The sequence below is a fragment of the Bauldia sp. genome, assembly GCA_037200845.1.
Lineage (GTDB): Bacteria > Pseudomonadota > Alphaproteobacteria > Rhizobiales > Kaistiaceae > DASZQY01.
The window spans coordinates 2,824,121-2,837,324 of record JBBCGQ010000001.1 but is presented as its reverse complement, the minus strand read 5'-3'; the positions used below and the strand labels follow the sequence as shown (position 1 = coordinate 2,837,324).

General features: G+C 66.1%; 15 protein-coding genes. 10 read left to right on the top strand and 5 right to left on the bottom strand.

Annotation, left to right across the window (positions count from 1 at the left end; all coding sequences use genetic code 11):
- Nucleotides 1-100 precede the first annotated feature (100 nt).
- Nucleotides 101-1,618 (bottom strand): sigma-54 dependent transcriptional regulator, encoded by a 1,518-nt coding sequence (locus tag WDM94_14175; protein ID MEJ0013733.1) that lies wholly within the window; start codon nucleotides 1,616-1,618, stop codon nucleotides 101-103.
- 246 nt (nucleotides 1,619-1,864) lie between these two features.
- Between WDM94_14175 and WDM94_14170 the strand changes: the two genes are divergently transcribed.
- From WDM94_14170 to WDM94_14125, 10 genes are all read left to right on the top strand, one after another.
- Nucleotides 1,865-3,685 carry a M3 family oligoendopeptidase gene (locus WDM94_14170; GenBank protein MEJ0013732.1) on the top strand — a complete coding sequence of 607 codons (1,821 nt, stop codon included), beginning with the start codon at nucleotides 1,865-1,867 and terminating at the stop codon, nucleotides 3,683-3,685.
- A gap of 75 nt (nucleotides 3,686-3,760) precedes the next feature.
- Entirely contained in the window at nucleotides 3,761-3,928 is a 168-nt protein-coding gene (locus WDM94_14165) for a hypothetical protein (GenBank protein MEJ0013731.1), read from the top strand.
- Between the two features lie 55 nt (nucleotides 3,929-3,983).
- Complete coding sequence (locus WDM94_14160; GenBank protein MEJ0013730.1) at nucleotides 3,984-4,244, top strand: AbrB/MazE/SpoVT family DNA-binding domain-containing protein; 261 nt, start codon at nucleotides 3,984-3,986, stop codon at nucleotides 4,242-4,244.
- Nucleotides 4,241-4,627, top strand: a complete 387-nt coding sequence (locus WDM94_14155) for a type II toxin-antitoxin system death-on-curing family toxin (GenBank protein ID MEJ0013729.1) — start codon at nucleotides 4,241-4,243, stop codon at nucleotides 4,625-4,627. The genes WDM94_14160 and WDM94_14155 overlap by 4 nt, the downstream gene beginning before the upstream one ends.
- 86 nt (nucleotides 4,628-4,713) lie before the next feature.
- Nucleotides 4,714-4,866, top strand: a complete 153-nt coding sequence (locus WDM94_14150) for an aa3-type cytochrome c oxidase subunit IV (protein MEJ0013728.1) — start codon at nucleotides 4,714-4,716, stop codon at nucleotides 4,864-4,866.
- A 42-nt stretch (nucleotides 4,867-4,908) separates the two neighbouring features.
- The gene (locus tag WDM94_14145) at nucleotides 4,909-6,048 is read left to right on the top strand and encodes a Re/Si-specific NAD(P)(+) transhydrogenase subunit alpha (GenBank protein ID MEJ0013727.1); all 1,140 of its coding nucleotides are present in this window, start codon (nucleotides 4,909-4,911) and stop codon (nucleotides 6,046-6,048) included.
- Nucleotides 6,045-6,551 carry an NAD(P) transhydrogenase subunit alpha gene (locus tag WDM94_14140; protein ID MEJ0013726.1) on the top strand — a complete coding sequence of 169 codons (507 nt, stop codon included), beginning with the start codon at nucleotides 6,045-6,047 and terminating at the stop codon, nucleotides 6,549-6,551. Before WDM94_14145 ends, WDM94_14140 begins: the two co-directional genes overlap by 4 nt.
- Nucleotides 6,552-6,562: 11 nt before the next feature.
- Nucleotides 6,563-6,835: a hypothetical protein gene (locus WDM94_14135; GenBank protein MEJ0013725.1), complete on the top strand. Its 273-nt coding sequence runs from the start codon at nucleotides 6,563-6,565 to the stop codon at nucleotides 6,833-6,835.
- Nucleotides 6,835-8,229 carry an NAD(P)(+) transhydrogenase (Re/Si-specific) subunit beta gene (locus WDM94_14130; GenBank protein ID MEJ0013724.1) on the top strand — a complete coding sequence of 465 codons (1,395 nt, stop codon included), beginning with the start codon at nucleotides 6,835-6,837 and terminating at the stop codon, nucleotides 8,227-8,229. Before WDM94_14135 ends, WDM94_14130 begins: the two co-directional genes overlap by 1 nt.
- A 141-nt stretch (nucleotides 8,230-8,370) precedes the next feature.
- Nucleotides 8,371-9,699, top strand: a complete 1,329-nt coding sequence (locus WDM94_14125; GenBank protein MEJ0013723.1) for an outer membrane beta-barrel protein — start codon at nucleotides 8,371-8,373, stop codon at nucleotides 9,697-9,699.
- Nucleotides 9,700-10,006: 307 nt separating this feature from the next.
- Here WDM94_14125 and WDM94_14120 read toward each other — a convergent pair whose 3' ends face one another.
- The 4 genes from WDM94_14120 to purE all read right to left on the bottom strand — a co-directional run bounded on the left by WDM94_14120 (nucleotide 10,007) and on the right by purE (nucleotide 13,051).
- Nucleotides 10,007-10,873: a tetratricopeptide repeat protein gene (locus WDM94_14120; GenBank protein ID MEJ0013722.1), complete on the bottom strand. Its 867-nt coding sequence runs from the start codon at nucleotides 10,871-10,873 to the stop codon at nucleotides 10,007-10,009.
- Nucleotides 10,874-10,963: 90 nt separating this feature from the next.
- On the bottom strand, nucleotides 10,964-11,263 hold the full coding sequence (gene rpsU / locus WDM94_14115; protein ID MEJ0013721.1) for a 30S ribosomal protein S21: 300 nt from the start codon (nucleotides 11,261-11,263) through the stop codon (nucleotides 10,964-10,966).
- Between the two features lie 226 nt (nucleotides 11,264-11,489).
- Nucleotides 11,490-12,584, bottom strand: a complete 1,095-nt coding sequence (locus WDM94_14110; GenBank protein MEJ0013720.1) for a 5-(carboxyamino)imidazole ribonucleotide synthase — start codon at nucleotides 12,582-12,584, stop codon at nucleotides 11,490-11,492.
- Nucleotides 12,584-13,051: a 5-(carboxyamino)imidazole ribonucleotide mutase gene (purE, locus tag WDM94_14105; GenBank protein MEJ0013719.1), complete on the bottom strand. Its 468-nt coding sequence runs from the start codon at nucleotides 13,049-13,051 to the stop codon at nucleotides 12,584-12,586. Before purE ends, WDM94_14110 begins: the two co-directional genes overlap by 1 nt.
- Between the last annotated feature and the right edge of the window lie 153 nt (nucleotides 13,052-13,204).

The window sequence follows — 13,204 nt, the reverse complement described above, 5'->3', positions numbered from 1 at the left end:
CGAAATTTGGGTCGCGGGATGGTCGGCGATTTTCGTGAAAAGAGGGCAAAGACTGCCCCAATTCAAGCAGGAAAGCCGAGCTTCAAGCGGAATTGACCGGCTACTCGGCCGCAATTCCCGCGACTGTGTCAGAAATGCCAAGCTCTTTCAGCTTGCGGTAAAGGGTCGAGCGGCCAATGCCCAGTCGGCGCGCCACCAGCGTCATCCGCCCGGCGTAGCGCTCCAGCGCCAGCTTGATCATCTGGGCCTCGATTTCGGCGAGCGGACGGACCTCGCCGTCGGCGCCGATGGCGGTGAGCTGGCCGGTGAGCGACGGCGAATCGGTGAGCGGGGGCAGGCCGAAATCGAGTTCGACTTCTTCCACCGGATCGGACGATGCCTTCGGGGGCGGCGCCGGATCGCGCGCGGCTTCCGCGGCCCACGCGTTGCCATCGACGTGGGCGGCGATCTGCGGGAATTCGTCCGGCGTCAGCACCGGCTCGTCCGCGAGCACGACGGCGCGGAAGACTGCGTTCTCCAACTGGCGGACGTTGCCCGGCCAATCGTAGCGCGACAGCATCGTGAGGGCGGCGGCATTGACGCCGCGGATGAACGATTTGCCTTCCTCGGCGGCGAAGCGCGCCGTGAAGTGGCGGACCAGCGCCGGGATGTCGTCGCGGCGCTCGCGCAGCGGCGGCACGCGGATCGGGAAGACGTTGAGCCGGTAGTAGAGGTCTTCGCGGAATTTCCCGGCCTTGACCAGATCGATCAGGTTCTGGTTGGTCGCCGAGATGAGGCGGAAGTCGACGCGCACAGGCCGGCGCGAACCGACCGGATCGATCTCGCCGTCCTGCAGGGCGCGGAGCAGCTTGACCTGGATATCGAGCGGCAGTTCGCCGACCTCGTCGAGGAACAGCGTGCCGCCGTGGGCCTCGCGGAACTTGCCGGTGTGCTTGTCGGCGGCGCCGGTGAAGGCGCCTTTCTCGTGGCCGAACAGGATGCTCTCGACCAGATTGTCGGGGATGGCGCCGCAGTTGACGGTGACGAACGGCTTCGACTTGCGGTCGCCGGCGCCCTGGATGGCGCGGGCGATCAGCTCCTTGCCGACGCCCGACTCGCCTTCGATGAGGATCGGGATCTGCGAGGCGGCGCCGCGCTGGCCGAGGCGGATGACGCGCTCCATCGCCGGGCTGTGTGTCAGGATATCGCGGAACGTGAGGGTGCCGGTCTGCACGCGCTTCATGCGCGCGATCTCGCCTTCAAGCGCGCCGAGCTTCAGCGCGTTCTCGACGGAGACCTGCAGCCGCTCCGGCGAAGCGGGCTTCACCACGAAATCGACGGCACCGGCGCGCATGGCGCTGACCACGGTCTCGATGCCGCCGTGCGCGGTCTGCACGATGACCGGGATCGTGCGATCCATCTCGCGAAGCTTGGCGAGCACGGCCATGCCGTTCACGTCGGGCATGACGAGATCAAGGATGACCAGCGCGATCGCCTCGCCTTCCTGGCGCGACAGGAGATCGAGCGCGGCGGTGCCGCCATCGACGGCGATGGCCTGGTGGCCCATGCGCTCGACGGCCGAGGAAAGCAGACGCCGCTGGATGGGATCGTCGTCGGCGATGAGAATTTGCGTGGGCATCAGCGCGGAGGCGTCCCGGAGCGGCACATGTGACGGCGATACTCTGGGCCGCCAGTTAATCGGCGCTTAACCCGGCGGGCTTGTCCCCAACCAATTCGGGACTGTTGCGCGGCGACCACTCTCCTATGCGCGGACTTGCGGCATGCCGCCATCGCGCCGTATTGGAACGGTTAACGTCCACACCCCGAAAACAACGGGCGGATATAGCTGCGATATCCGCTCGCTTAACGCTCGAGTCTTTATCCCATGGCCACGACCAACACCGCCGTCGATCTCGGCCCGCTGCCGGAGTGGAACCTCGACGATCTCTACGTCGGGCTCGAAGACCCGGCGCTGGTCCGCGACCTGAAGCTTGCAGAGACGCGCTCACAGGATTTTGAGACGCGGTTCAAGGGCAAGCTGGTGCAGGCGGCTTCGGGTGGCGGTGCCGGGAAGGCGCTGTCCGAGGCGGTGGTCGCCTACGAGGAGCTCGAGGAGCTGCTCGGGCGGATCGTTTCGTTCGCCGGGCTGGTGCATGCCGGCGACACGAGCGACCCGAAGCGATCCAAGTTTTACGGCGACGTGCAGGAGAAGATCACGCTCGCCTCTTCGCATCTCTTGTTCTTCGCGCTGGAGCTCAACCGCATTCCCGACGACCAGCTTGCCGCCGCGCTGAAGGATCCGGCGCTCGGCCACTACAAGCCGTGGATCGACGACGTGCGCGCCGAGAAGCCATACCAGCTCGAGGACCGCGTCGAGCTTCTCTTCCACGAGAAATCGGTGACGGCGCGCGGCGCGTGGAACCGGCTGTTCGACGACACGATGGCGGCCTTGCGCTTCACCATCGGCGGCAAGGAACTGGCGATCGAGCCGATGCTCAATCTTCTGCAGGACGTCGATGGCGCCAAGCGTAAAGCGGCGGCCGAGGCGCTGGGCGATACGTTCAAGAAGAACATTCGCCTCTTCGCGCACGTCACCAACACGCTCGCCAAGGACAAGGAAATCTCCGACCGCTGGCGCGGCTTCAAGGACGTTGCGGCGGCGCGGCATCTTTCGAACCGCGTCGAGCCGGAGGTGGTCGATGCACTGGTCGCGGCGGTGCAGGCGGCGTATCCGCGCCTGTCGCACCGCTACTACAAGCTCAAGGCCAAGTGGTTCGGGCGCGACAGCCTCGACTATTGGGACCGCAACGCGCCGCTGCCCGACGTGGCGAGCGAGACCATCCCTTTCGCCGAGGCCCGCGCCACCGTGCTCGATGCCTACGGCCAGTTCGCACCGGAGATGGCGACCATCGCCGCGCGCTTCTTCGACGAGCGCTGGATCGATGCGCCGGTCCGCCCGGGCAAGGCGCCGGGTGCCTTTGCCCATCCGACGGTGCCGTCGGCGCATCCGTACGTGCTGCTCAACTACCAGGGCAAGACACGCGATGTGATGACGCTGGCGCACGAGCTCGGCCACGGCGTCCATCAGGTGCTCGCCGCCGACCAGGGCGCGCTGATGGCCTCGACGCCGCTGACGCTTGCCGAGACGGCGAGCGTGTTCGGCGAGATGCTCACCTTCCGTGCGCTGCTCAAGGAGACGACGGACAGGTCCGAGCGGCGCGCGATGATCGCCGCCAAGGTCGAGGACATGATCAATACGGTCGTGCGGCAGATCGCGTTCTATTCCTTCGAGCGCAAGCTGCACATCGAGCGGCGGGAAGGGGAACTGACGTCGGAGCGCATCGGCGAGATCTGGATGGGCGTGCAGTCGGAGAGTCTCGGTCCGGCGATCAAGCTGCATCCCGGCTACGAGACGTTCTGGAGCTACATCCCGCACTTCATCCACTCGCCGTTCTACGTCTACGCGTACGCCTTCGGCGACTGTCTGGTGAACTCGCTCTATGCCGTCTACGAGGAAGCGGCCTCCGGCTTCCAGGAGAAATATTTCGCGATGCTCAAGGCCGGCGGCACGAAGCATCACAAGGAGCTGCTGGCGCCGTTCGGACTCGATGCCACCGATCCGGGATTCTGGGATCGCGGGCTCGGCGTCATCGAGCGGCTGATCGTCGAGCTCGAGACGATGGAGGGCGACCCGCCGGTCGGCTGAACGAGGGCCGATTTCTTCTTGTGCGAGGGTTGCGGGTCACTACATCACTCGCGTCCCGCTGGAGGGGATACGGAAATGCGCTTCGTCTTCTTCGTGCTTCTCATCCTGCTGATCGCGCAGATCGGCTTCTGGCACACGCTGTTCGCCGTGCTCGGCGCGGTGCTGATGTTCGTACTGTTCATCCCGCTGCTGCTGGTCGTCGTGCTGCTCGGCGGGATTCTCGTGCTGGCGGGAATGCGGTAGGCGTTTTACATTCTGTATAACGCGTGTTATACGGAATGTATAACGGAGACGTGTCATGAACGAGAAAGTCAGTGACGTCGAGATTGCCGGAGCGGTTGTGCAGGTCCGGAAGATCGGGAATTCGGTAGGCGTTATCTTGCCGAAGGAAATCCTGGCCCGCCTGAAGCTCCAAGTCGGCGACAAGCTCCATGTCATCGAACAGACCGAGCGCGGCCTGAAGCTCAGTCCATACGATCCGGTGCACGCGAAGGGCATGGAGATCGCCCGGCGTGCTTTCAGCCGGTACGCCGACACCTTCAAAGCGCTCGCGAAATGATCGAGCCTGTTTGGCTCGATATCGACCTCGCGCTTGACGTCCACACCGAGCAACTGGCGCTATTTGGCGGCGCCGATGGCCTTCGTGACCGCGGATTGCTGGAGTCGGCCCTCGCAAGGCCGATCAACAAACACGCTTATGGTTCGGAGGATCTGGCTGAGCTTGCTGCCGCATACGGCTTCGGGATTGCGCGAAATCATCCGTTTGTTGATGGCAACAAGCGCGTCGCTTTCGCATCGATCATCGTTTTTCTTGGGCTGAACGGAATCGACTTCGACGTACCCTCGGCTGTGGCCACCGCCATGATTCTCGACCTCGCCGCCGGCAGCGTGTCCGAGGAAGGCCTGACACGCTGGATACGCGACAATCTGCCGAAAACTTAAGCGTGCCGCGACCTTAGGCCATTGTTGCCCGGGGGCCGCCGTTTGCTATAAAGCGGCGGCTTTTCCGGGCGAAGGAACGAGATTCTATGGCTGATCACGCGCAAAGCGCCGTCGAGCTGGGCGGCATCGTCGATGTCGCGGACCACGAGCGGACCTACCGCGGCTTCCTCACGCTCACCAAGTGGGGAACCATCGTCGTCGCGGTCATCGTGGCGTTCCTGTTCGCCGTCGCCTTCTAGCGCCCGTCCGGCGGTTCGCCGCCGGCTTTCGAGGACCTGTCCATGAAGATCGCCGTCCCGGCGGAACACGACGAGCCGCGCGTTGCCGCGACGCCGGAGACCGTGAAGAAATTCGCGGCCCTCGGCGCCACGGTCACGGTTGAAACCGGCGCCGGCACGAAGTCGCGCATCACCGACGCCGACTACCAGGCAGCCGGCGCAACGATTGCGCCCGATGCGGCGACCGCCGTGCTCGACGCCGACATCGTGCTGAAGGTGCGCCGCCCGAGCGAGTCCGAGGTGCGCGCCTACAAGCCCGGCGCGCTGGTTTTCGCGACCATGGATCCGTACGGCCACGAGGCGGAGATCCGCGCGATCGCGGCCGCCAACGTCGCGGCCTTCGCGATGGAGCTGATGCCGCGCATCACGCGCGCCCAGTCGATGGACGTGCTGTCGTCGCAGGCCAATCTTGCCGGCTATCAGGCAGTGGTCGATGCCGCGTCGGAATACGGCCGCGCGCTGCCGATGATGATGACGGCGGCGGGCACGGTGCCGGCGGCGAAGGTCTTCGTCATGGGCGTCGGCGTCGCGGGACTCCAAGCGATCGCCACCGCGCGGCGCCTCGGCGCTGTCGTCACGGCGACCGACGTGCGGCCGGCGACCAAGGAGCAGGTGGAGAGCCTCGGCGCCAAGTTCCTCGCGGTCGAGGACGATGAATTCAAGAATGCGCAGACCGCCGGCGGTTACGCCAAGCCGATGTCGGCGGAGTATCAGGCGAAGCAGGCGGTGCTCACCGCCGAGCACATCAAGAAGCAGGACATCGTCATCACGACGGCGCTGATTCCGGGGCGTCCGGCGCCGCGGCTGGTCACTGCCGCCATGGTCGCGTCGATGCGTCCGGGCTCGGTGCTGGTCGATCTCGCGGTCGAGCGCGGCGGCAACGTCGAGGGCGCCAGGCCCGGCGAGGTCGTCGAGACCAACGGCGTCAAGATCGTCGGCTACCTCAACGTGCCGGGCCGGATTGCGGCCTCGGCGTCGGCGCTATACGCGCGCAACCTCTACACGTTCGTCGAGACGCTGATCGACAAGACGACCAAGACGCTCGCCGTCAAATGGGACGACGAACTGGTCAAGGCGACCGACCTCACGCGCGACGGCAAGGTCGTCCACCCCGCGTTTTCCGGTGAAGGGAAGCCCGCATGAACGAGACGCTGACGCCCGATCAGGCCGCCGTCGCCGCCGAGGGCGCGCGCCAGGCAGCGCAGAGCGCCGTAGAGGCGGCGAATGCCGCGGCGGCATCCGCCGCGCAGGCGCAGAACTATGCCGACCAGCTTGCGGATGCGGCCGGCGTCGCCGTGCACAACGCGACCGGCGGCCTGATCGATCCGTTCGTCTTCCGCCTCGCCATCTTCGTGCTGGCGATCTTCGTCGGCTACTACGTCGTCTGGTCGGTGACGCCGGCGCTGCATACGCCGCTGATGTCGGTGACCAACGCCATCTCATCGGTCATCGTGGTCGGCGCGCTGCTCGCCGTGTCGGTGCAACTGGTCGAAGGCGCGGGCGCCGGGCACTGGTGGGCGCGCAGCTTCGGCTTCGTCGCGCTCATCCTCGCGTCGGTGAATATCTTCGGCGGCTTCCTCGTCACCCAGCGCATGCTGGCGATGTACAAGAAGAAGGCGCCGGCACCGGCGAAGTCGGCCTCGTGATGGGCGCTGCGGTGTTTGAAATCGTAACCGGCGTCGCCTTTGCGGCCGTACTCTACGTCGGCCTGTTCGCGCGCAAGGCCATCGCGCCGTTCGGCGGGCGGCTGCAGGCGTTCGGTATCCTGCTCATCGCTGCCGGCGCGTTCTGTGTCTACGAGGGCCTCGACACGCGCGACGACACCTTCCTGACCATCGGCGCGGCCGCCTTCGCGGTCGCCGCCATCTTCATTGCAGTCGGCCTCGGCATGCGCGCCCGGCAAGCCGCGCGGACGGAGCTGACCCAATGATCAACGCCAACTTCGCGGCCGTTCTCTACCTCGTCTCCGGCGTCCTGTTCATCCAGGCGCTGCGCGGCCTGTCGAATCCGGAATCCTCGCGGCAGGGCAACTACCTCGGCATCGCCGGCATGGTGATCGCGGTGCTGACCACGCTCGCGGTCGCGGCGCCCGGCTGGGCAAGCTTCGGCCTGATCGTGCTTGCCGTCGCCATCGGCGGCGGCATCGGCGCGTTCATCGCGCGTTCCATTGCCATGACGGCCATGCCGCAACTGATCGCGGCGTTCCACTCGCTGGTCGGTCTCGCGGCGGTGATGGTGGCGGCGGCGGCGCTCTACGCGCCGGAAGCCTTCGGCATCGCGGAAGCTGGCGGCGGCATCCATGGCCAGAGCCTGATCGAGATGTCGCTCGGCGTCGCCATCGGCGCGCTGACCTTCACCGGCTCGATCATCGCGTTCCTCAAGCTCGACGGGCGCATGTCGGGCAAGCCGATCCTTTTGCCCAACCGCCACCTCATCAATATCGGGCTCGGCGTCGCGCTGGCGGTGTTCATCATCGTCTTCTTCTTCACGCAGTCGGCCGTCGTCTTCTGGCTGGTGACGATCATCGCGCTGGTGCTGGGCGTACTGCTCATCGTGCCGATCGGCGGCGCCGACATGCCGGTGGTCATCTCGATGCTCAACTCGTACTCGGGCTGGGCGGCGGCGGGCATCGGCTTCACGCTCGGCAACACGGCGCTGATCATCACCGGCGCGCTGGTCGGTTCGTCGGGCGCGATCCTGTCATACATCATGTGCAAGGGCATGAACCGGAGCTTCATCTCGGTCATCCTCGGCGGCTTCGGCGGCGAGACCGCGGCTGCGGCCGAGGGCGGCGAGCAGAAGCCGGTGAAGCTCGGCTCGGCCGAGGACGCCGCCTACATCATGAAGAACGCGCAGAAGGTCATCATCGTGCCGGGCTACGGCATGGCGGTGGCGCAGGCGCAGCATGCGCTTCGCGAGATGGCCGACAAGCTCAAGGCCGCGGGCGTCGAGGTGAAGTACGCGATCCATCCGGTCGCCGGCCGCATGCCGGGCCACATGAACGTGCTGCTCGCCGAGGCGAACGTTCCCTACGACGAGGTCTTCGAACTGGAAGACATCAACTCGGAGTTCGCGCAGGCCGACGTCGCCTACGTCATCGGCGCCAACGACGTGACCAACCCGGCGGCGGAGGACGACAAGACCTCGCCGATCTACGGCATGCCGGTGCTGCAGGTGTGGAAGGCGGGCACGGTGATGTTCGTGAAGCGGTCGCTGGCGTCCGGCTACGCCGGCATCGACAACCCGCTGTTCTATCGCGACAACACGATGATGCTACTCGGCGACGCCAAGAAGATGACTGAGGGCATCGTCAAGGCATTGTAATTTCTGTCGCTGTGGCACGGGCGTCGCGGCGGCCAGATTTTTACTTCGAACAGGCGATTCTCACGCGCCGGCGACTGCCAGCGTGACGGCGTTGCCCTATCATTGCGTTGCGGCATAAGTGTGTGAGTTCGAGCGTTCACAATGAAACGCGTCGCTTTGTTTGCCGTCGGAGCAGCTCTATTTTCCGCGCCCGCTGCCGCGGATCAGCCTGTCTATCAGTGGTCCGGTCTCTACGTCGGCGGACAAGCCGGCTACGCGATGGTCAACGGCAGGTGGCCGGACATCATCTATTCCGACGGGATTACGCAGAACTTCGGTGCGGAAGGCTTCGGCGGTGGGGTCTTTGCCGGCTACAACCATGTAGGCGGCAACTGGCTTATCGGCGGCGAGGCCGAGGCCAATGTTTCCGATCTCGAGCAACAATTCGGCAGCAGCAGCCTCGGCCCGCTCTATTTGCAGGACTGGTCGGCGGGCGCGCGCCTTCGCCTCGGTTTCCTCGCGTCGCTGTCTTCGCTATTTTACGCCAGTGTCGGTGCGACGGTTGCGCACTTCGACTACACCAAAGGCGTCTACAGCTATCCGAAGCCGGACACCATGCCGGAAACCTATTACGGCAGCCTCGACCAAGTACTGACCGGGCTACAACTGGGCGCAGGCATCGAGGCGTTTGTCACGCCGCAGCTCAGCGTGCGGGTGGAGGCCGATTTCACGCACTACTCCGATGGAATTATCCACTACTACAAACGGCCCGAAGACTCATCAACGTACGCCGACACACCGTTTCGCCTCAGCCCTGATACGCTGGTAGCTCGCGTGGGCGTTGCCTATCATCCCGGCTGGCTGGGCCAGTCGCAGACGGGCACGGAGCAGCCGATCCGGCAGTCGTGGCAGGGCTTCTACGCTGGCGCAGACTCCGGCGTGTCGATGCTCAATTCGTTCGAGGACTTCGATCCACGAGTCCACGCGCCCCTGCGGCCCTACTATACGTTCGTGAACGGAGCGGTGATGGGCGGGGCGCATGCCGGGTACAACTGGCAGAGCGGTCGGCTTGTTGCAGGCGTTGAAGTGAGCGGCGAAGGTCCGTTGTCCGAACTCGGCACTGGCAGCGGCGAGCGTGAGACCTGGTCGGCAGCGGTCAGAGGGCGCCTCGGCATCGTGACGGCGGATAATGTGCTCTTCTATGGGGCGCTTGGCTGGGCCGTTGGAGGCTTCGACTACAGCGGGCTCTTCCCCTCTTCGTCCGGCTTTCCGAACTATCTGGGCAATATTTTCACCAAACAGGGCATCCAGATCGGCGCCGGCACCGAGGCTTTCCTCTCGCCGCACCTCAGCGCCAGCGTCGAAGGCGTCTATACCGTTTATGGCTCTCAGGACATCTACCTGGAAGGCTCGGTGCCGCCGTATCCGAATATCGTCGTGACGCCACATACGCTGGAAGGTCGCGTGGGCGTCGCCTACCACTTCAATTGAGGTAGCCTGCGCAGGGCCGGCTCGCACCGGCCTCTGTCACGACTGCTGGTCTCGGTCGGCGCCGCTTACCGGTCACTCCGCGGTTCGTCAGCGGCCACCTTGGCTGGGCCGTTCTGAACTCCGTCGAAGACTACGATCCGTCGTATTCCGCGACATACAATCCCTATTGGATCGCGTCGGCGATCAGTACGGTACGCACGTTATCAACTATCACGACGATCCGTACTGGGTCGTCAACCCGCGCACGCTGGAGGCCCGGGTCGGTCTGACCCTGCATCTGAATTGACGGATAGCGGCGGCAGCGCCGCTACCCCTGGCTCAACGCGACGCCGCCGCCTTGCGCAGTGCGGTGCATGCCTTCGCTGGCGGGGGCGTAGCCGGGGTTGAGGTTGGCGGCGTGGGCGAAGGCGGCGAAGGCCTTCTGCGTCTCGCCGAGGCGCTCCAGCGCCAGGCCCTCGTTGGTCCAGCCCTCGAAGGATTGGGCGTCGCGCTTCACCACCTCGTTGAAGTCGTCGAGGGCGGCGCGGTAGTCGCTGGTCGCCAGATACGACATGCCGCGCGCGTTGAACGGCTCGGCGGCGGTCGGCGCCAGCGAGATCGCCTTGGAGAAATCGTCGATCGCCGGCACGTGCTGGCCTTCTGCCTGATAGATCAGGCCGCGGTTGTGGTAGGCGCGCGGGTCGTTGGCGTCGAGCTCGATCGCCTTGTTGAAGTCGGCGAGGGCGAGATCGAACTGCTTGCGCTGGCGGTACATGTTGCCGCGCCCGACGTAGGCGACGGCGTAGCTCGGGTTGATCTGGATCGCCTGGTTGTAGTCGGCGAAGGCGAGATCGTCCTTCTTGAGGTTGCGCTGGACGAGCGCGCGGTTGGCGTAGGCCTGGTAGAAGTCCGGCTTGATCTTGATGGCGGCGTCGAAGTCGGCGATCGCCTCGCGGCTGCGGCCGGCGCGGCCGTAGGCGCTGCCGCGCACGTTGTAGGTCGTGGCGTCGTTCGGGTTCTGCGCGATGACGGCCGACAGCGAGTCGAGATTGACCATCGAGGCGGCGGACGTGTCGATGGCGCCGCTGGCGAGATCGGAGCTCTGGCAACCGGCAAGCGCCAGCGCGGCGGCGAGCACCGCCGCCAGCGCCGTGAGCCGGGGCAGGGAAGAAATGGAAAATGCCGCTTCAGCCATCCGCGTCCTTCGACCTTTTCAAAAGCAATTCAGTCGGGCGGCGTTCGCGCCGCGTCGCAGCATAAGCGAAATAGGTCGAAGCGGGCGAATTTAAGGGCTGCGCCGTCCGAATTCGGAAGCGCCGGCACCGCGACCGCCGCGACCGGGGCCGCCGGCGGCGTGGCGCGGCGCGACTTTCGGCGTCGGCAGCAGGCCCTCACGCTGCAGGCGCTTGCGCGCCAGCTTGCGGGCGCGACGGATGGCTTCGGCCTTTTCGCGGGCGCGCTTCTCGGACGGCTTCTCGTAGTGATCGCGCAGCTTCATCTCGCGAAACAGACCCTCGCGCTGCATCTTCTTCTTGAGGGCCTTCAGCGCCTGATCGACGTTGTTGTCGCGAACGAGTACCTGCAAGCGAGCCGTCCTTCAGCGGGTTGATGTCCACCGGAGGGGCGCGCGGGCGTCCTCCGAGCGGCGGCTGATTTACCAGAATCCGGATTGCCCGTCAAAATGCCGCGGGTGTTGCTTGAGGCGCAGCCCCCTCAGTCGGCTTTGCCGACAGCTCCCCCGTAAACGGAGGAGCACCGGAGGCGAAGCTTACGCTCCTCCTCCCGCGAAGCGTGGTGGAGGGGGCGTCGGCCTAGATTTTTTCCGCGGGACTCAGCCGGTTGACGTGGCCCATCTTGCGACCGGGGCGCGTCTCCGCCTTGCCGTAGAGATGCAGGCGCGCGCCGGGCTCGGCGGCGATCTCGGCCCAGCGGGCGGCGTCGTTGCCGATCAGATTTTCCATCGTCACGTCGGAGTGGCGTTCGATGTCGCCGAGCGGCCAGCCGGCGACGGCGCGGATGTGCTGCTCGAACTGCGAGACGAGACATGCATCCGTGGTCCAGTGGCCGGAGTTGTGGACGCGGGGCGCGATCTCGTTGACCAGCAGCACGCCGCCGGGTGTGGAAAACATCTCGACCGCGAGGATGCCGACGTGATCCAGCGCCTCGCCGATCTTCTCGGCCATGGCGACGGCCTCGGCGGCGATCTCAGGCGTGACGGCGGCGGGGATCGTGGTGGTGGCGAGGATGCCGTTGATGTGGCGGTTCTCGCAGATGTCGTAGGCGCGCATGGCGCCGTCGCGGGTGCGGGCGAGGATGACGGAAATCTCGCGCTCGAAGGTGACGAAAGATTCCAGGATCGCCGGCTGCTCGCCGATCGAGCGCCAGGCGGCGACCAGATCGTCGCCGGAGCGGATGATCGCCTGGCCCTTGCCGTCGTAGCCCATGCGACGCGTCTTGAGCACCGCCGGGCGGCCGGTGCGGGCGAGCGCCGAGTATATGTCCTGCTGCGCGTTGACCGGCGCGAAGGTCGGCACCGCGATGCCGAGCTCGCCCATCAGGCGCTTCTCGTGGAAACGGTCCTGGGCGACTTCGAGGCTGCGCTGGCGCGGGAACACGGCGACGCGCTCGGCGAGGAAGCGCACCGTGGCAACCGGCACGTTTTCGAATTCATACGTGACGACGTCGACGGACTGCGCGAAGGCGGCGAGCGCGGCTTCGTCTTCGTAGGGCGCGACGGTGCGCGCCGCGGCGACGGCGAACGCCGGGCTTTTCGGATCCGGGCAATAGATGTGGCACGAGAGGCCGAGCTCGGCGGCGGCGGTCGCGAGCATCCGGCCGAGCTGGCCGCCGCCGAGGATGCCGATGGTTGCGCCGGGGGCCAGCATCCGTTCCGGGGCGTTCGCCATCAGCGCGGGTCGTCGGTCGGGCGTTCGCCGACGCTCGCCGATTGCGCGGCGCGCCACTTGTCGAGCGCGGCCGCGATTTTCGTATCGTGCAGCGCAAGCACGGCGGCGGCGAGCAGCGCGGCGTTGATCGCGCCGGCGCGGCCGATGGCGAGGGTACCGACGGGAACGCCGGCCGGCATCTGGACGATGGAGTAGAGGCTGTCCTGGCCGCCCAGCGCCTTGGTCTCGATCGGCACGCCGAACACCGGCAGCGGCGTCATCGACGCGACCATGCCGGGGAGATGCGCCGCGCCGCCGGCGCCGGCGATGATGACGGAGTATCCCGCATCGCGCGCGCCCTTGGCGAATTTCACCAGCCGCTCCGGCGTGCGGTGGGCCGAGACGATGCGGTTGTCGTGCCCGATGCCCAACGCATCCAGCGTGTTCGCCGTTTCCTTGAGGATCGACCAGTCGGACTGGCTGCCCATCACGATGGCGACGGGCGCTACCCGGGGGGCCTTCGCCGCCTTGGCGCGGGCAGGGCGAGGCGTCGTCTTCTTGGCCATCAACGATTCGCAATTCAACGGGTTGGGGCGGCGGAGCGCGGGATTATAGGTGCGGGGAGCCCTGCCGCAACCGGA

Bases quoted from the DNA above. Each gene is read 5' to 3' on its own strand.
- WDM94_14160 (MEJ0013730.1), top strand. From the start codon at position 3,984: ATGAACGAGAAAGTCAGTGACGTCGAGATTGCCGGAGCGGTTGTGCAG.
- WDM94_14125 (MEJ0013723.1), top strand. From the start codon at position 8,371: ATGAAACGCGTCGCTTTGTTTGCCGTCGGAGCAGCTCTATTTTCCGCG.
- WDM94_14165 (MEJ0013731.1), top strand. From the start codon at position 3,761: ATGCGCTTCGTCTTCTTCGTGCTTCTCATCCTGCTGATCGCGCAGATC.
- WDM94_14120 (MEJ0013722.1), bottom strand. From the start codon at position 10,873: ATGGCTGAAGCGGCATTTTCCATTTCTTCCCTGCCCCGGCTCACGGCG.
- WDM94_14150 (MEJ0013728.1), top strand. From the start codon at position 4,714: ATGGCTGATCACGCGCAAAGCGCCGTCGAGCTGGGCGGCATCGTCGAT.
- purE (MEJ0013719.1), bottom strand. From the start codon at position 13,051: ATGGGCAGCCAGTCCGACTGGTCGATCCTCAAGGAAACGGCGAACACG.
- WDM94_14145 (MEJ0013727.1), top strand. From the start codon at position 4,909: ATGAAGATCGCCGTCCCGGCGGAACACGACGAGCCGCGCGTTGCCGCG.
- WDM94_14175 (MEJ0013733.1), bottom strand. From the start codon at position 1,618: ATGCCCACGCAAATTCTCATCGCCGACGACGATCCCATCCAGCGGCGT.
- WDM94_14155 (MEJ0013729.1), top strand. From the start codon at position 4,241: ATGATCGAGCCTGTTTGGCTCGATATCGACCTCGCGCTTGACGTCCAC.
- WDM94_14170 (MEJ0013732.1), top strand. From the start codon at position 1,865: ATGGCCACGACCAACACCGCCGTCGATCTCGGCCCGCTGCCGGAGTGG.
- WDM94_14110 (MEJ0013720.1), bottom strand. From the start codon at position 12,584: ATGGCGAACGCCCCGGAACGGATGCTGGCCCCCGGCGCAACCATCGGC.
- WDM94_14140 (MEJ0013726.1), top strand. From the start codon at position 6,045: ATGAACGAGACGCTGACGCCCGATCAGGCCGCCGTCGCCGCCGAGGGC.